We start from the raw sequence: 16147 nt of genomic DNA on the forward strand, positions 1-16147 counted from the left end.
AGGTGGGCCAGACGTATCGTCTGGTCCCGATCTGTGGAGGTGATCCAGCCGCAGATTCCCCTACGGCTACCTTGTTACGACTTAAGCCCCCTTGCGAAGCCCAGATTCGACCCGTTTCCGGGCCTCATCCGGACCTCACTCGGGTGCTTTGACGGGCGGTGTGTGCAAGGAGCAGGGACGTATTCACCGCCTCCTTCTGAGAGGCGATTACTACCGAATCCAGCTTCATGTGGGCGAGTTTCAGCCCACAATCCGAACTACGATCGAGTTTCGGAGATTAGCGCCCCCTCTCGGGGTTGCATCCCACTGTCTCGACCATTGTAGCCCGCGTGTAGCCCAGCTCATTCGGGGCATACTGACCTACCGTTGCCCGTTCCTTCCTCCAGTTTAGCACTGGCAGTCCCCCTAATGTACCCATCAGGCCAAAGGCCCATGCTGGCAATTAAGAATGCGGGTCTCGCTCGTTGCCTGACTTAACAGGACGCCTCACGGTACGAGCTGACGGCGGCCATGCACCTCCTCTCAGTAGCTCAAGTAAGCTCATCACACTGACTGTCACTGCATACTGTCGGAGCTGGTGAGATGTCCGGCGTTGAGTCCAATTAAACCGCAGGCTCCTCCGGTTGTAGTGCTCCCCCGCCAATTCCTTTAAGTTTCATCCTTGCGGACGTACTTCCCAGGCGGCCAGTTTATCGTCTTCACTGCGGCACAGCACGAGCTCGTAGCCCGCGCCAAACCTAACTGGCATCGTTTACAGCTGGGACTACCCGGGTATCTAATCCGGTTCGTGACCCCAGCTTTCGTCCCTCACTGTCGGATCCGATCTTCCGAGGTGCTTTCGCCATCGGTGGTCCGTCCAGGATTACGGGATTTCACTCCTACCCCAGACGTACCCCTCGGATCGCTCGGTCCCAAGCTGCACAGTTTCTGCCGGACGCCTGCTCGTTGAGCGAGCAGATTTCCCAACAGACTTGCACAGCCAGCTACGGACGCTTTAGGCCCAATAATATCGGTCATCACTCGAACTGCCGGTGTTACCGCGGCGGCTGGCACCGGTCTTGCCCAGTTCTTGTTCCTGAACCACCCTACGGTTCAGAAAAGCGAGGGCTCTATGCCCTCGCACTCGGGATTCCCTTATCGCACTGTCGTGCAGTGTAAAGTTTTCGCGCCTGCTGCGCCCCGTAGGGCCCGGAATCTTGTCTCAGATTCCGTCTCCAGGCTCTTGCTCTCACAACCCATACCGATTATTGGCACGGTGGGCCGTTACCCCACCGTCTACCTAATCGGCCGCAGCCACATCCTATGGCGCCGTAGCGTTTCTGACTCAACCCAGTTCCAGGGAGAGAGTCGTATGGACTATTAGCCTCAGTTTCCCGAGGTTATGGTCCTCCATAGGGTAGTTTGGCCACGTGTTACTGAGCTATCTGCCACGAGTATGAACTCGTGCGACTAGCATGGCTAAATCGAATCCCAATAGCAATGACCTCCGGCAGGATCAACCGGAATGTCCCGTGCAGAGCACGGGGGTGGCGGAAATTGCTGTCGTGGTATGTGTGGTCGACGACGGCCGACCGGATGTCGCCGAACCACCAAGGCTCGTATCAGATTCCATCGTGTACGGCGGACCGCAGGGGTGGAATCCTCATGGTTCGAGGCCACACCGACTCCGGTGTGGCCCTGACGCCACCGGGGTGCGCCCGGTGCGTCCTTCGCATTAGTTACGAGTGGAGGGTGAATATAAAAGGCCTACGAATCGGAGGCCGCCTGCTACGGGTTCTCATCGCCTGCAGGCGGCGACTTCGGTGGATATATACGGCTACATACTCCGGTCCGGTTGGCCACCCGTCTCGGGTGGTTCCGGGGGCGCTCTCACGAACCGTCGATGCAGCGACTCTCGGGAGGCGAGACACCCGCGAGTCGGTCTGTTCGACTGTCGGGGGTCGGGCTCGTATCCGACATCGCGGCCGGCACCGAGTACGTCGCGGACCAGGTATGGGGGTCAGCAGCAGCACCCTCGGCGGTTCGTCGTCGTGCGTTGCCCGGGACGACTGCCAGTACGCGGTGGACAACGCGGTCTTCCTCGTCGCCGCCGCCGGTAACAGCGGGCAGTACTCCGACTGCGTCGGCTCCCCCGCGTCGTACAGCACCGTGGTGGCCGTCAGCTCGACCGTGTCCGACGACACGCTCGGCGACTTCTCCTCGAAACCGCCGCCGCGCTCGGGTTCGACTCCTCGAACGACTAATCGGTCCGGGCCCCCGGTCCGGATTCCCGCACGGAGGCCAGTCAGCCGTCGACTCGCCACTCTCGCGCGAGCAGGCCGTACCGGAGCACGTCGTGGGACTCGCCGTTCGCGAACCGCTCCTCGCGAGGGGTCCCCTCGAGCGTGACCCCGAGCGATTCGAGGAGCGACCGGGACGGCTCGTTGGACGCGAACGCCCTCGCACCGATCTTGTTGAGTCCGAGCGGGTCGAAGCCGTAGTCGAACAGCGACTCGCACGCGTCGGCCACGTCGGCGGGCCGCCTGACCTTCTTCAGCGTGACCATGCCGACGTACTCGCCGTCGAGACAGACCGTCAGGGCGTGCGTGTCGTCCCGTCGGAGGAAGTCGAGGAATCCCTCGGTGTCGTGTTCGTCGAACGGCTCGGGCGGCCACCGGAGCGGACGCGGAACTCGGAGTCGTTGCGGGCCCACTGGAGGTGCCCGGCGTCCTCGTCTTCGAGCGTTCTGAGTTCGACGCGGTCACCGCGGAGGAACAGTTCGCCGAGCATGCCCGAAGCGCCAGCCGTCCGCGACAAATATCCGACGGTCAGTCCGCCTGCTCGGCGCGCAGTTCGTCGACGAGCTGGCGGGTCGCCTCGCGGACACAGTCGTCGCTGGAGCGGGGCGGCTCCCAGCCGAGGGCTGAGAGCTTCTCGATGGAGAGGCGCATCTTCGGCACGTCGCCGGTCCACCCGCGGTCGCCGCCGGTGAACTCGTAGTCGGGGTCGAGCCCCATCTCGTCGGCGACGATGTCCGCGATGGCCGTGACGGCGGTCGTGGTACGCGTGCCGAGGTTGTAGATGTTGAAGTCGGCGTCCGCGTGCTCGACGACGTGGCACATCGCGTCGATGCAGTCCTCGACGTGGAGGTAGGACTTCTCCTGCCGGCCGTCGCCGAGGATGGTCAGCGTCCCGGGGTCGTCGAGCAGCTTCTCGATGAAGTCGGGCACGACGTTGCCGCGCTGGTTCGGCCCGACGATGTTGGCGAACCGGTAGCACCAGATCTGCATGCCGTAGGAGTGCGCGTACGTCGACAGCAGCCCCTCGTCGGCGAGCTTCGAGGAGCCGTAGATGCTGATGGGTTCGAGCGGCGCGTAGTCCTCCGGCGTCGGCATCGGGGCCTCGCCGTAGACGGTCGAGGAGGAGGTGAAGGCCAGCTTGTCGACGCCGACCTCGTCCATCCGTTCGAGGACGTTGTAGGTCATCTCGGTGTTCTCCTCGAACAGCCGGCGACCGTCGTCGTAGTTCGTGTCCGTGTACGCCGCGAAGTGGAAGACGATGTCCACGTCCTCGGTGATGACGTCGGCGACGTCGTCGGGCTCTGTCACGTCGCGCTGTCGGAACTCGACCCCGTCGGGCACCCGTTCGCGGGAGCCCTTCGAGAGGTTGTCGACGGCGACGACGTGGTTGTCGTCACACAGCTCGGCGGCGAGATGCGAGCCGACCAGTCCGGCCGCGCCAGTGATGACGACGTGCCTGTCGGTGAGGTCCATGTCCTGGGGTGTGCGAGGGGCCGGCAAGTGTGTTCTGGTCTCCCGTCGTCGACCGGTCAGGGACACGGCGTGTGGACCGTCCCACCGCGCGCACGGAAGTCAAGCTGCGAGGTCCTCGCTGAGCTCCCAGAGCGCCCCCGCCAGCTCGTCGTCCCGGGCCGCCGGCGACGGCGTGGTCGGCTCGCAGTCGCTGAAGTACGCGCCCGACTCGGCGTACTCCCCGGCGGCGAGGAAGACGCTGGTCGCGGCGGCCGAGCGCGGACTGTCGGCGACTCGTTCGAGGACGGGAGCCGGAAGCACGGAGAGCAGCCCGACGCCGGCCCGAATCGGCAGCGAGGCGTCGCGCCAGAGGCCACTGCCGGGGACGAGGCCCGGATGACAGCAGTTCGCGCGCAGGTCGGGCTCCCGTCGTGCGAGTTCGCGGGTGAACAGGACGTTCGCAAGCTTCGACCGGGCGTACGCCTGCAGCCCGTCGTAGTCGCCGACTGACGTGACTGCCTCGCGGCTGAGGTCGCCCGCGTCGGCCCGGGGGTGGACGGCGCTGGCGACCGTGACCACACGCGCGCCCTCGGCGAACGCGCCCGACTCCGAGAGCGCCCGCGTCAGCGCGAACGGCGCGAGGTGGTTCACCCGGAACGTCAGCTCGACGCCGTCGCTGCGCCTCGGCTCGTCGACGTACGCGCCGGCGTTGTTCACGAGCACGTCGAGGCGGTCGGTGTGTTCACCGACGGCAGCGGCGAGGTCGACGGGTGACTCGGGGTTCGCGAAGTCCGCCCGGAAGAACACCGGGTCCGCCCCGAGGTCGTCGAGCGCCGTCGCGACCGCGCGTCCGGCCTCGCGGTCCCGTCCGTGGACGAACACCCGCGCACCCATGCGGGCGAGCGCGAGCGCCGTCTCCCGCCCGACGCCGCTGGTCGCACCGGTCACGAGGACTGTCCGTCCGGCGAGGTCGACGCCCGAGACACCGGCGATGGCTTCCGGTCTGGTCATGTCCGCCGTTGGAGCGGCGGCGAGAAAAGCGTGGCCGTGGTGGCGGTCGTCGCGGCAGTGTGTCGACGGTGCACGGCCCCCCGAGGGTATTTGCGGCCGACCGCGGAGTGGTCAGTCGTGACGTTCGATACGACGATGGTCGTTCTGGTGCTCGCGGTCGTCGGCTTCGGCGGGGTGGTGAAGGGACTCGTCGGCTTCGGCTACGCCATCGCCTCGACGGCGGTGCTTGCGACCCTGCTCGACCCCGCGGCCGCGGTCGTGGTGATGATTCTCCCGATGCTCGTGGCGAACCTCTCGGTCGCCCGCACGCTCTCTGCCGCTGGACTCCGGTCGTGCGTCCGTCGGTTCTGGCCCTACGTGGCCGCAGCCGCGGTCGGTACCGTCCTCGGTATGCTGGTGCTGGAGGACGTGCCAGGTCGGGTGCTCGCGACGGGACTCGGCCTGTTCACCGTCGGCTACGTGGTCCTCAAACAGCCGTACGCGACGGTCCCCGGGATCGCCCGCCTCCGCGCGGTCTGCTTCACGCCGGGGCTCCCGGCGAAGGTCGGCGTCGGGCTCGCCTCCGGCTTCGTCTTCGGGGCCTCGAACGCCGCTGTCCAGGTCGTCGCCTACCTCGACAGCCTCGACCTCGACCGCGAGACGTTCGCCGGTGTGCTCGCGATGATACTCATCGGTGTCTCGCTCGTTCGGGTCGGCCTCGCGTGGGGGCTCGGACTGTTCGGTGGCGGCGACGCCCTCCTCCTCTCCGTCGCCGCCGCGGTCCCGGGGGTGGTGGGTGTCGCGCTCGGCCAGCGCGGCCGACGGTACTTCTCCGAGCGGGCGGTCACCGCGGGGACCTTCCTGCTGCTCGCGGTCATCGCCGTCAGACTCCTCGCCAGGGGGCTCTTCGGAGTGTGACTGCACCGGAGCCCGCCGGGCCCGAGGAAAGCGAAACCCCCTAACGAGCGACCGGCGTAGCCGGTGATATGCAGGGAGAACCCGAAGTGGCCGTCCTGCGCCTGGCCCACCGGCCGGGCCGGGACGACCGGATGACGACCCACGTCGGCCTCACCGCCCGCGCCCTCGGCGCTGACCGCGTCGTCTACCCCGACAACGCCGACCAGTCCCGCCAGACGGTGGCGGACATCACTGGCCGGTTCGGCGGGCCGTTCGAGGTGGAACTCACCGACTCGCCGGCCGCCACCGTCCGGCACTGGGACGGCGTCGTCGTCCACCTGACGATGTACGGGGAGCGCGTCCAGGACGTGGAGACGGAGATCCGCGAGGCCAGAGCCGATGCGCCGTTGCTCGTCGTCGTCGGCTCCGAGAAGGTGCCGTTCGACGTGTACGAGCACGCCGACTACAACGTCGCGGTGACGAACCAGCCGCACTCCGAGGTCGCCGGCCTCGCGGTGTTCCTCGACCGGCTGTTCGGTGGCCGCGAGCTCGACCGCGAGTGGGAAGACGCCGACCGCCGCGTCGTCCCGAAGGAGACCGGCAAGCGCGTCGTCCCGACCGACGAGCCCGCGACCGACGAACGGGCTGAGTGACCAGGCCCGGCACCGGCCGCGACTCTCGCCCCGAACGGGTTCGGGACAGGAGGTTCGACCCATCGGTGCCACGTTCGAACTGCCCGTGCCATGGGTGAGCCTCCGTTGGCTCGACCTCCCTTCTCCCCCCATCCGCCGTCAGGAACATGTTCGTGGGACCAGCCTCGGCCGGGCGGAACCTACATCGACCCATGAGCGCGATCCCAGGCGACATCGACACGGACAGTCAGCCACCGATGGCGGTTCCGCTCCGGCACTTCGTCGTCGGCTTCGGCTTCCTCGTCGCCGCGGCGGTCCTGCGCGTCGCCATCGCGGTCGACGCGACGGGAGTCGCGGACGCGGCCCCCGGTCTCGCCCCCCTCGCCCACGTCCACCTGCTGCTCGTCGGCTGGGTCTGTCTCACTATCGCCGGGGCGATGACCCAGTTCGTCCCCGTCTGGTCCGGGGTCGAACTGCACTCCAGCCGGCTCGCGGTCGTCCAGCTCTGGCTGCTCGCACTCGGCGTCACCGGCCTGGTCGCCGCGATGCTCGCCGGCAGCCTCGCAGCCCTGCCGGTCGCTGGTGCCGTGCTGGCACTCGGCTTCTGGACCTTCGCCTACAACGTCGGTCGGACCCTGCTCGCGGCCCGCCCGCTCGACGTCACCGAGCGACACTTCCTGCTCGCGCTCGGGTGCTTCGTGCTCGTCACCGTCCTCGGCGTCGTCCTCGCACTCGATCTTACCCGTGCGCTGCTCGGGGTCGGGACGATTCCCAGAGCCCAGCTGGTCGGGGGTCACGCGACGCTCGCCGTCTTCGGTGCGGTGCTGACCACGGTGTTCGGCGCGCTCTACCAGCTCGCGACGATGTTCACGCAGACCGAGCTGGACCGCCTCGACCGCGCGCTCGCCACCGTCGAGACGGCGGTCTTCCCGGTCGGTGTCCTCGCACTCGCGGTGGGGCGGCTCGTCGCGAACACCCCGCTAGCCCGGGTCGGCGGCCTGCTCGTCGTCGCCGGCGTCGCCACGGTCGGCGTCGTCCTCGCGCGGCGGCTCCACGCCGCACGCGTGCCCCGCACACCGATGCTCACCCGGTACGCCGTCGCCGCGGTCGGGATGGCCGGCTGGGCCGTCGCGACGCTTCCCCGGTGGCTCCGGAATCCGCTCGCGTTCGACGCACGGTTCGGTGCGAGCTTCGAGTCACTCGCACTGTTCGTCGTCGGCTTCGTCGTGCTCGGGACGCTGTACCACGTCGTCCCGTTCGTCGTCTGGGTCCACCGCTACGCCGACCGGCTCGGCTACGAGCCGGTCCCGATGATCGACGACCTGTACGAGGACAGGGTTGCGACGGTCGACCTCGTCGCGACCGTCGCCGGGGCCGGCTGCCTCGTCGTCGCGGACTGGCCGCTGGTCCCCGCGTGGCTCGACCTCGCAGGGAGCGGGCTGTTCCTCCTGGGTGTCGTGCTCTGCAGCGCGAACCTGCTCCAGGTCGTCCGTGTCCACGGCGACGGCGTCGTCCCGACGCTCGTCGGCACCGCGTCGGGCGACTGAGCCGGCCGAACATGTGCGGGCGAACCGGGATTGAGCCGGGGCGAGAACGTCGAGACGCATGACCGATGTCGTCTCCCTCCCCGAGCTGACCGACGCACCACACGCGACCGTCTTCGAGGCACCGCCGAAGGTCGTCCGTCTCGAGCTCCAGGCCGACCAGCGGCTCCCCGCACACCGCCATCCCGACGATGTCGTGCTCTTCCACGTCGTCGACGGCGCCGTCGACCTCTCGCTGGGCGACGACGTCCTCGAACTCGAAGCCGGCGAGCTCGCTCGGTTCGACGGCGACGTGGACATCTCTCCGCACGCGAGGGAGGCGAGCACGGTCCTCGTCACGTTCGTCTGACCGGACCAGCCCACGGTTTTTCTACCATCCCGCAGGCAGGCTCGGCGTGACCTGAGACCGGTCCGACGGCGGGCAGCGGCTGCGCACCACGTCGCCGTCGGCAGCGAGAGTGGTGCCTGTTCGCCTCAGAACGGAGCGTCTGATGACCCACCAGCTTGGCCACCGAGCGACGACCCACCAGCATCGCCGCCGGGTGACGACGAACCGCCGACCGCCGACGGCTCCGGAACCGAACCGGTCTCCTCGAACGTCGCCTCGAGCTCGACCACGGCGTCGTTGATGACCCCACTCTCGTTGTGCATCGTCGCCACCCGGACCCGCACGAGGTCGAACGCGTGCTGGTCGGCCAGTCCGTTCCACGCTCGGAAGGAGCCGACGACGAGCGAGTTGCTCTGCGGACAGAACGGGGTCGTCGGTGTGAACTCGGCCCGCAGAACCCGCCGCCCGTCCTCGGAGTCCACCGCGTACCGGAAGCCGGCGTCGGGGTGCCGTTGGTCGCGGTTCAGCCGCGCGAGGTTGTAGCCGAACGTCGCGTCGTAGACGCCACGCTCCTCGAACAGAGTCGCGGCTGTTCCGTGGACCGCACAGTGTTCGTTCCCGGTCAACACGTCGTGGTCGGTCAGGAACGGTCCCGGCTCCGGGAGGTGCTCGGGGACGAACGTTCCGGCGTCGTCGAACGACGCGTCGCCGCCTCCGAAGGGCGATGAGAATCCCTGCATGGCTGTCGCTTCGGGCTCCCGCCCCCAGCCACTGTCCCCGATTATGTTCGCCCGGTCACCTCGCTCCGGGGAGTCGCCGACGGTGTCACGTTCACTCGGAGAACAGGGCCGCCACCACCGCGGGGTCGAGCGCTTCGTCGTCCTCACGACACCCCTGACCGCGTGCGGCCGCGACAGAGCGGTCGACCAGTCGCCGGCGGAGGCGTGCGGCCAGCCGAGCCACCGCCTGCTGTCGCTCCGCGGTCAGGGCACCGTTGGCGGCGAGGTGCGAGCACGCCGTCTCGACGGCTTCGCGCTGGACGCGTCTGGCGCGCTGTTCGGCACCCGCCGGGTGCTCGGGAGCGTCCTTCCGGTCCATCTCGGGCTGGGTCGTCGTCATCCGCGAGTCGGCTCCGGCAACGGCCCCTCGTACCCGTCGGGCACGTAGGGACAGAGGGGGTCACTCTCCAGCGGGTCGTCAGTGTGGGCGTACGCTCGGGAGCGGCTGCCACCGCAGACGGCTCGGAACTCGCACGCGCCACACTTCCCGCGGAGCGCGTCGGCGTCCCGGAGTCGTTCGAACAGCGGCGCGTCCCGGTAGATGTCGACGACGCTCTCGTCGCGGACGTCGCCCGCCGGCTCTGGCAGGAACCCGGAGGGGTACACCTCGCCGACGTGACTGACGAACGCGAAGCCGTCCCCGGCGGTGATGCCGGTCCGGCGGCCGATACCAGCCGGTGGGCCGTCGCCACGGCTGGACGGTGCCCCGTCGCTGCCGTCACCCGGCGCACCACCAGTACCGTCGCCCTGGCGCCGCTGGAGTCCGACCCGGCGGTACTGGGGTGCCTCGGTCGTCTTGACGCCGAAGTCGGCGTCCTCGCGGACGTCGTGGAGCCAGCCCATCACGCGGTCTGCCCGCTGGGGCGGGACGGGGTCGAGGAGCCGCCCCCGCCCGACCGGGACGAGGAAGAACACCGACCAGAGGACGGCCCCGAGTTCGTCGACCAGGTCGCGGACGGCCGGGAGCTCCGCGACGGTGTCGGCACAGACCGTGGTGTTCACCTGGAGCGGAAGGCCGGCCTCGCGGGCCTGACGCGCCGCGCGGACCGTCGACTCGAAGCTCCCCGACTCGCCACGGAAGGCGTCGTGGGCGGCGGCCGAGCCGCCGTCGATGCTCAGTGCGAGCCGTCGGAGCCCGGCGTCCGCGAGGTCGTCGAGCCGGTCGCGGGTGAGCGAGCTGGTGCCGCTGGGCGTCATCGTCATCCGGAGGCCCTGCTCGGTGCCGTAGTCGACGAGGTCGACCGCGTCGTCGCGGGCGAGTGGGTCGCCGCCGGAGAGGACGACGATCTGTCCGTCGGCGAACCCGCGGGCCTCGTCGAGGAGCTGTCGCCCCTCGGTCGTCGTCAGCTCGTCCGGGTGACGGCGTGGCTGTGCGTCTGCACGGCAGTGCTCGCAGGCCAGCTCGCACGCCTGGGTCAGCTCCCAGACGAGCACGAAGGGCCGTTCGTCCGTATCGACGTGCATGGTCAGGCGTCGTCGTCGGGCGTCCAGTCGTCCTCGAGGTGGACCCGGGTGACGTGGCCCCCGCAACCGCACTGTTCGACGTACTCCCAGCTGGCGGCGTCGCCGACCGCCTCCGCGAGCGCGTCGAACAGGTAGCGCTCCGGGTGGCCGCAGTCGCCGTGGGTCACGAGGTTGACGTGGAATCCCGGCCGGGTTGCCGCGATGGCGGCCAGGGCGTCGTCCACGACCGACGCCGGGCTGTCGGCGTACTCGGGCTGCTCCAGGTTGACCGACCAGGAGCCTTCGTGTGCTGGACCGTCCGCGGGTTCCGTATCGTCGTGTGAGACACTCGGCATACCAGACAGTGGGGGCGGAACTGCCGAAACAGGAGTCCCGAACATGTTCGCACGCTCTACGACCGAACGTGTTCGGCGACACCGCCCAGTGTGACCGGACCGAACTCTCGGGCATGGACGCCGAGACACTCCGTGCGGCGACGACCGCACCGGCGGACAGATCGTGTGAACTGCTCGACGCGCGCGAGCTCCCGCCACCGGAGCCGCTCCAGCGGACGCTCGAGTGGGCCGCCGACGCGAACGGCGCGGTGCTCGTACAGGTGAACGACCGCGCACCGCAGCATCTCTACCCGCGGCTGACCGAGCGCGGCTTCGAGTACGACACGGCGGAGACCGACGACGGTGTCGTCACCGCCGTCTGGCAGGAGTGAACCGGCGGCCCGACTGCCTCGTCGCTACTTCTTCGGGAGGGTCGCGATGAACTCGTCGTCGGCGACGCGGTCGACGGTGTAGGCGTCGGCGTCGAACGACTCGACCTCGGCCTGGAACTCGTAGAACAGCGGCTTCGGGTCGTGGTCGTTGACGAGCGTCAGCGCCTCGCCCGGTTCGAGGGCCTCGAAGGCGTCGTGTATCTCGGGGTGTCGCTGCTGGGGTGGCAGGTCGCGAACGTCGATCTGGTTCTCGGGCATCGGGTGGAGGTAGCGTCGGTGTGGGCGTGGGCCTTGGCCCGAACACGTTCGCACGACAACGTCGCTCCAGCCGCGGTCACTCTACGCGCACGCGGACGGTGTAGTCCAGCGTCCCCTCCTCTCCCTCGCTCGGGGCGCTGACCCCGACGCTGTCGTCGAGCACGTACTCGCCGGACTCGATGTCCGGTGCGACCTGGAACGTTCGGGAGACGGTGCCGTCGGCTTCGATCTCCGTCGCCAGCCCGATGCTGTTGACGGCCGTGACCGACCGCCCCTCGGTGTGGACGTGGTCGCTCTCCTCGTAGGCGTCCGTCCAGAGCAGCGACCGTCGGTCACCGTCCGCGGCGCGGAGCGAGAGGACGCCGAACGGTGCGGGCGCGCCGCTCGTGACGGAGACGGCTCCGTCGGCGTCGTTCCGGAGGGCGAGTCGGAGAGTCGGCCCGTCCTTGCCCTCATCGGCGGTCGCGTCCAGCGTCACGGGCAGCGGCTCGCGGTTCTCGATGTACGTCGTGTAGAAGCGCCCGTCGAGGTAGACGTAGTCGTGTTCGTCGAGCCCGGCGAGCAGTCCCTCGGGCGGGTCGTCGAGCGAGTAGACGCCCGAGGCCTCGCCCGCCTCGCGGAGGACCTCGCGGACGGCGGGGCGGGCGTCTTTGGCGTCCCACACCGCGCCGTCGGCGATTTCGGAGGCGGAGACCGCTGTCGCGGTGACGGTGTAGGGTGGTGCCGCGTCGACCGTCGCGAGCGTGAGACGGACGGTCTCGCCCCGGTAGTCGACGGCGTCGTAGTCGTCGAGGAACGAGTCGAGGCTCGGCCAGACGTACGGCGTCTCGAACCCCCCGTCGAGGGCGACGCGAGCGAGGCCGGAGAAGACGACGCCCTCGTGGGTGACCGCGGCCTCGTACTCCTCGTAGCTGGCGACCGAGTCGACCTGGCTCCTGTCGACCCGGTCCGCCGTGATCACGGACGTCGGCAGGGTGTGTTCGAGCTCGTAGTAGCTGTCGTCGCTCCTGACGTATCGAGTGTTCGCGACGAACTGCCGGAGCCAGGCGGGCCGTTCGTCGGTCTCGTAGCCGCCGTCGATGGCCTGTTCGACGACGGTCCGCTCGGGGTCGTCGAACTCCGAGAGGGGTGTCGGCTGGATACCCGGCCCGGTGCCGAGGTCGTTCAGCCGGAGCACGTACTGGTCGGTGCTCACGGACAGGACCGTGAGCCTCGACGCATCTGAGGAGTCGTCCGCGTCAGTCCTCCCGTCCGTCGCGGTCGGCGTGGCCGTCCGGCCGGCGGTCTCCGTCGGGTTGCCTGAGGAGAGCGAGTCGGTACAGCCGGCGAGGAGGCCGCCGAGTGCGGTCGTCGGGAGGAGCTTCAGGGCGTCTCGACGTTGCATGGGTCGTCGTTGAACGGGTCGGACCAAAATCCCCCGCCAAGCTGAAACGACGATTACAGTGCCAACAACTCGGTTGTATTCGTAACTTATATAGCGCTCTCGTCCGGTTGCAGTGCCATGGCATTCAGCGACGAACTGCTCGAGGCGGGCGAGCACATCTGGACCGCACAGTACGAGCACCCGTTCGTGGCCGAACTCGCGGATGGGACGCTCGACGAGGCGGCGTTCCGCCACTGGGTCGAGCAGGACTACCGGTACCTCCTCGACTACGCCCGGACCTTCGCCATCGCGGGGACGAAGGCCCGCGACGAGCCGACGATGGCACATCTGCTCGGTGTCGCACACACGGTACTCGACGACGAGATGGACCTCCACCGCGAGTTCGCCCAGCGGTACGACCTCACGCCCGGCGACCTCGAGACAGTCCGGAAGTCCCCGACCTGCGTCGCGTACACGAACTACCTCGTCAGGACGGCACACGAGGGCTCCGTCGCCGAGATAGCCGCGGCCATCTACCCCTGCGGGCAGGGCTACCTCGACGTCGCCCGTCACATGGCCGACCGGATGGACGGGGAGCACCGCTACACGCCGTTCGTCGAGAAGTACACGAGCGACGAGTTCGCCGAGGCCGTCGGCTGGATGCGCGAGCTCGTCGACCGCTGCGGCGAGCGCTATCCCGGTGAGCACGACGCGATGCGCGAGGCGTTCCTCACGAGTGCCCGGCTCGAGCACGCATTCTGGGAGATGGCCTACACCCAGGAGGGCTGGGCGGTCTGAGCACCGGGAGGGAGCAGCTCGCGGTCAGTACTCCGGCCGCTGGGCGCGGACGAGGTCGGCGAGGTGCTGTTGCTCGTCGGCGAGGAGTTCGGTCAGGTCGTCGGCGGTGATGATTCCCTCGAGGGACTCCCCGTCACAGACCGGCAGGCGACGCACCCCGTTTTCGGCCATCGTGGTGGCCGCCTCGTAGAACCCGGCCCCGAGCTGGACCGTACAGAGGTCCTCGGACATCACGTCCGTCGCGGTCAGGTCGGTCGGGTTGCGCGCCGCGGCGAGGACCCGCACCGTCAGGTCCCGGTCGGTGACGAGGCCGACGGGTGAATCGTCTCGCGTGACGACGATGCTCCCGACCGATTCCTCGTCCATCGTCGCCGCGAGCGTTTCGACCGGTGTGTCCGGTGTGGCGGTCACGACGTCGCTTCTTGCTAGGTCTTCGATTGGCATTGTTTCTCCCCTCTGACCAGGACTACGCGGAGAACCGCATAAAGAATTGTTATGGTTCTCGGTTCGGGGGAACGTCGTCGGGAGTCCCACTCGACCCGGACCGACCGTCAGACCGCCTCGATGGCGACGTGCCACTCGTCGGGTGCGACCCGTTCCGTCTCGTACTCGAAGCCGCGCCGGTCGAGAACGTCGTACAGCGGTACCGGTTCGAAGGCGTTCACGAGCAGCAGGCGCTCGCTGCCCGAGAGCGCGGCGAGGGCGTCGTCGATGTGGTCGAACGGCTGGCCGTCGGCGTCACGCACGTCGAGTACCTGGGTGGCGTCGTCGGTGTGCATACCGGTCGTTCGTGGTCCCGGAGGGTGGGCGTTCTCCCGAACGGGTTCGGGACTGTCCGAACATGTTCGGGAACACTGATTGGGGTGTGTCCCGACTACGTTGAGATAAGAACCATGCCACGCGCAGAACTCACCCTCACCGTCCCGGACGGGGTCTGGATCGGCGACATCTCGCGGGACCATCCCGAGGCACGCTTCCGGATTCTCGCCGCCCTCACTGACGACGACGCGGGGGTCGGGCTGGCGGAGGTCATCGCGACCGACCTCCCACCAGTTATCACGGCGATCGACGCCGACGAGACGGTCACCGAACTCGAGATACTGCAGGCCGACGACGGGAAGGCACTGGTCCAGTTCGAGACCACGACACCGTTTCTCCTGCTCCCGGTGCAGGGCTCCGGCGTCCCGCTGGAGCTGCCGTTCACCCTGGAGAACGGCAAGGCGGAGTGGGAGATAACCGCGCCACAGCACCGTCTCTCCGCGCTCGCCGAGCAGCTGGACACGTTCGGCATCCCCTACACCGTCGAGCAGGTGAGCCAGCGGGTCGAACCCGAGCGCCTGCTCACCGACAGCCAGCTCCGACTGCTGCTGGCCGCCGTCGACTGCGGTTACTACGACACCCCACGGGAATGCTCCCTCACCGAACTCGCCGAGAGGATGGGGATGGCGAAGTCGACCGCCTCGGAGACGCTGCACAGAGCTGAGGAAGCCGTCGTCAAGCGGTTCGTCGAGGACGCGAACGAGGACGTACTACTCGAGCACTGATCGACCATGAGTCAGGACAGCCTCGCTGTCGATAGCGACAGCCACGGACAGCCGGACCCCCGGGACGTCGTCGGCGCACTCGCGGACGACGACTGCCGAACAATCGTCGAGTTCCTCGACGACCCCGCCACGGCCGGCGAGGTCGCCGACGGAGCCGGGGTCCCGCTCTCGACGACCTACCGGAAGCTCGACCGGCTGGTCGACGCCGGGCTGGTGACCGAGCGGACGGACGCGCTCCGCCGCGGCCAGCCGACGACGCGGTACCGCCGGGCGTTCGAATCGGTCCGGGTCGAGGCCGGCGACGGTGGGTCGCTCGATGCCGTCGTGGAGCAGCGGTCGACGGCGGCCGACGAGCGGCTCGAGGACCTCTGGACCGAACTCCGGATGGAGACCAGCGGCGGGACGTAGCAGCGAGAAGCGGCTAGCCGGTATCGGCCGTCACTCGACGACGACTGCGCCTTTCATTCCCATCCGCTCGTGCGGCGTGCAGACGTACTTGAACGTCTCCGACGAGTCGAAGGCGTGTTCGAACGTGTGCCCCGGGCTCCCGACGAGGTCGCTCTCGAAGCTCCCGCCCTCGGCGACGACGTTGTGGCTCCCGCCGTCGCCGGTCCACTCCCAGACGACCGTCGTCCCGCTGTCGACGCGAATGGCCGGCGGGGAGAACGCGAACGCGCCGCCGTTGCCCTGTGCACCGACGGTCACCGTCACCTCGGACTCGCCGGTGTGGTCGGCGACCGCGTCGAAGTTGCCGACGTTGTCGAACCAGCCGCCGAAGTCGGTCCCGCCGCCACCGCCGTTCGAATCGTCGCCACCACCGCCACCGCCGCTCGTCTCGTCGCCGCCGTCGTCGCCCCCGTCGCTCGGGCCGTCGCTCCCGCCTAGACAGCCGGCGACGGCGGATAGTGCGGTCACGGCCGCAGTGGTCTTCACGAACGTCCGTCGGTCGAGTCTCGTATCGCGTGACATCACAGGCTGAGGTTGCGTACTCACCGGTATAGACGTCGCTCAGATTCCAAGGCGGCAGGAAGCCCTCCGAACACGTTCGCCCGCACAACGGGACCACAGTCACGCGGCGCGAACTGGTTCGTACCCCCCGTGTCGGGGCGACGA

Annotated in this window: 21 protein-coding genes and 1 rRNA gene; 9 read left to right on the top strand and 13 right to left on the bottom strand. The window is 68.5% G+C overall.

From position 1 onward, the window contains the following. Positions 1–34 precede the first annotated feature (34 nt). A 16S ribosomal RNA gene (locus BLT27_RS02810) occupies positions 35–1506 on the bottom strand. 486 nt (positions 1507–1992) lie between these two features. On the opposite strand from BLT27_RS02810, the gene BLT27_RS20115 reads away from it, so the two are divergent. After that, the gene (locus tag BLT27_RS20115) at positions 1993–2388 is read left to right on the top strand and encodes a S8 family serine peptidase (RefSeq protein ID WP_245707599.1); all 396 of its coding nucleotides are present in this window, start codon (positions 1993–1995) and stop codon (positions 2386–2388) included. Here BLT27_RS20115 and BLT27_RS02820 read toward each other — a convergent pair. The 3 genes from BLT27_RS02820 to BLT27_RS02830 form a co-directional block, all read right to left on the bottom strand. Beyond that, a complete protein-coding gene (locus BLT27_RS02820) occupies positions 2285–2692 on the bottom strand; it encodes a GNAT family N-acetyltransferase (RefSeq protein WP_089731521.1) in 408 nt (135 codons plus the stop codon). The two genes, BLT27_RS20115 and BLT27_RS02820, sit on opposite strands and share 104 nt — an antisense overlap. Positions 2693–2807: 115 nt before the next feature. Further along, entirely contained in the window at positions 2808–3752 is a 945-nt protein-coding gene (locus BLT27_RS02825; protein WP_089731522.1) for an NAD-dependent epimerase/dehydratase family protein, read from the bottom strand. A 99-nt stretch (positions 3753–3851) separates the two neighbouring features. Then, positions 3852–4742, bottom strand: a complete 891-nt coding sequence (locus BLT27_RS02830) for an SDR family NAD(P)-dependent oxidoreductase (RefSeq protein ID WP_089731523.1) — start codon at positions 4740–4742, stop codon at positions 3852–3854. Between the two features lie 117 nt (positions 4743–4859). Here BLT27_RS02830 and BLT27_RS02835 point away from each other — a divergent pair, with 117 nt between their 5' ends. The 4 genes from BLT27_RS02835 (at position 4860) to BLT27_RS02850 (ending at position 8143) form a co-directional block, all read left to right on the top strand. Then, the gene (locus BLT27_RS02835; RefSeq protein WP_245707600.1) at positions 4860–5639 is read left to right on the top strand and encodes a sulfite exporter TauE/SafE family protein; all 780 of its coding nucleotides are present in this window, start codon (positions 4860–4862) and stop codon (positions 5637–5639) included. A 68-nt stretch (positions 5640–5707) separates the two neighbouring features. After that, on the top strand, positions 5708–6271 hold the full coding sequence (locus tag BLT27_RS02840; protein WP_089731524.1) for a tRNA (cytidine(56)-2'-O)-methyltransferase: 564 nt from the start codon (positions 5708–5710) through the stop codon (positions 6269–6271). A gap of 191 nt (positions 6272–6462) precedes the next feature. After that, a complete protein-coding gene (locus BLT27_RS02845; RefSeq protein ID WP_089731525.1) occupies positions 6463–7797 on the top strand; it encodes a hypothetical protein in 1335 nt (444 codons plus the stop codon). A 58-nt stretch (positions 7798–7855) separates the two neighbouring features. Then, complete coding sequence (locus tag BLT27_RS02850) at positions 7856–8143, top strand: cupin domain-containing protein (protein WP_089731526.1); 288 nt, start codon at positions 7856–7858, stop codon at positions 8141–8143. A gap of 125 nt (positions 8144–8268) precedes the next feature. On the opposite strand, the gene BLT27_RS02855 is transcribed toward BLT27_RS02850, so the two are convergent. From BLT27_RS02855 to BLT27_RS02870, 4 genes are all read right to left on the bottom strand, one after another. After that, positions 8269–8862: a DUF7998 family protein gene (locus tag BLT27_RS02855; RefSeq protein WP_089731527.1), complete on the bottom strand. Its 594-nt coding sequence runs from the start codon at positions 8860–8862 to the stop codon at positions 8269–8271. Positions 8863–8953: 91 nt separating this feature from the next. Then, positions 8954–9241, bottom strand: coding sequence for a hypothetical protein (locus tag BLT27_RS02860; protein WP_089731528.1), 288 nt, complete (start codon positions 9239–9241; stop codon positions 8954–8956). Further along, complete coding sequence (locus tag BLT27_RS02865; protein ID WP_089731529.1) at positions 9238–10365, bottom strand: TIGR04053 family radical SAM/SPASM domain-containing protein; 1128 nt, start codon at positions 10363–10365, stop codon at positions 9238–9240. Before BLT27_RS02865 ends, BLT27_RS02860 begins: the two co-directional genes overlap by 4 nt. 2 nt (positions 10366–10367) lie before the next feature. Next, positions 10368–10700 (bottom strand): CGCGG family putative rSAM-modified RiPP protein, encoded by a 333-nt coding sequence (locus BLT27_RS02870; protein ID WP_089731530.1) that lies wholly within the window; start codon positions 10698–10700, stop codon positions 10368–10370. A gap of 68 nt (positions 10701–10768) precedes the next feature. On the opposite strand from BLT27_RS02870, the gene BLT27_RS02875 reads away from it, so the two are divergent. Continuing rightward, positions 10769–11071, top strand: a complete 303-nt coding sequence (locus BLT27_RS02875; RefSeq protein ID WP_245707601.1) for a DUF2249 domain-containing protein — start codon at positions 10769–10771, stop codon at positions 11069–11071. A gap of 24 nt (positions 11072–11095) precedes the next feature. Here the strand turns inward: BLT27_RS02875 and BLT27_RS02880 are convergent, their stop codons facing one another. Next, positions 11096–11329 carry a DUF2249 domain-containing protein gene (locus BLT27_RS02880; RefSeq protein ID WP_089731531.1) on the bottom strand — a complete coding sequence of 78 codons (234 nt, stop codon included), beginning with the start codon at positions 11327–11329 and terminating at the stop codon, positions 11096–11098. A gap of 76 nt (positions 11330–11405) precedes the next feature. Further along, the gene (locus tag BLT27_RS02885) at positions 11406–12713 is read right to left on the bottom strand and encodes a DUF8130 domain-containing protein (protein ID WP_089731532.1); all 1308 of its coding nucleotides are present in this window, start codon (positions 12711–12713) and stop codon (positions 11406–11408) included. A gap of 117 nt (positions 12714–12830) precedes the next feature. On the opposite strand from BLT27_RS02885, the gene tenA reads away from it, so the two are divergent. Next, positions 12831–13490, top strand: coding sequence for a thiaminase II (gene tenA / locus BLT27_RS02890; RefSeq protein WP_089731533.1), 660 nt, complete (start codon positions 12831–12833; stop codon positions 13488–13490). Between the two features lie 24 nt (positions 13491–13514). Here tenA and BLT27_RS02895 read toward each other — a convergent pair whose 3' ends face one another. Both BLT27_RS02895 and BLT27_RS02900 read right to left on the bottom strand, forming a co-directional pair. Then, the gene (locus BLT27_RS02895; RefSeq protein WP_089731534.1) at positions 13515–13934 is read right to left on the bottom strand and encodes a CBS domain-containing protein; all 420 of its coding nucleotides are present in this window, start codon (positions 13932–13934) and stop codon (positions 13515–13517) included. 107 nt (positions 13935–14041) lie between these two features. Then, complete coding sequence (locus tag BLT27_RS02900; RefSeq protein WP_089731535.1) at positions 14042–14269, bottom strand: DUF2249 domain-containing protein; 228 nt, start codon at positions 14267–14269, stop codon at positions 14042–14044. Positions 14270–14383: 114 nt separating this feature from the next. On the opposite strand from BLT27_RS02900, the gene BLT27_RS02905 reads away from it, so the two are divergent. Together BLT27_RS02905 and BLT27_RS02910 are read left to right on the top strand one after the other, a co-directional pair. Next, positions 14384–15034 carry a helix-turn-helix domain-containing protein gene (locus BLT27_RS02905; protein ID WP_089731536.1) on the top strand — a complete coding sequence of 217 codons (651 nt, stop codon included), beginning with the start codon at positions 14384–14386 and terminating at the stop codon, positions 15032–15034. A gap of 6 nt (positions 15035–15040) precedes the next feature. Then, positions 15041–15442, top strand: a complete 402-nt coding sequence (locus BLT27_RS02910; RefSeq protein ID WP_089731537.1) for a helix-turn-helix domain-containing protein — start codon at positions 15041–15043, stop codon at positions 15440–15442. 30 nt (positions 15443–15472) lie between these two features. On the opposite strand, the gene BLT27_RS02915 is transcribed toward BLT27_RS02910, so the two are convergent. Continuing rightward, on the bottom strand, positions 15473–16003 hold the full coding sequence (locus BLT27_RS02915) for a halocyanin domain-containing protein (protein ID WP_089731538.1): 531 nt from the start codon (positions 16001–16003) through the stop codon (positions 15473–15475). Positions 16004–16147 lie beyond the last annotated feature (144 nt).

This window comes from Haloarchaeobius iranensis, from assembly GCF_900103505.1.
Taxonomy (GTDB): domain Archaea; phylum Halobacteriota; class Halobacteria; order Halobacteriales; family Natrialbaceae; genus Haloarchaeobius; species Haloarchaeobius iranensis.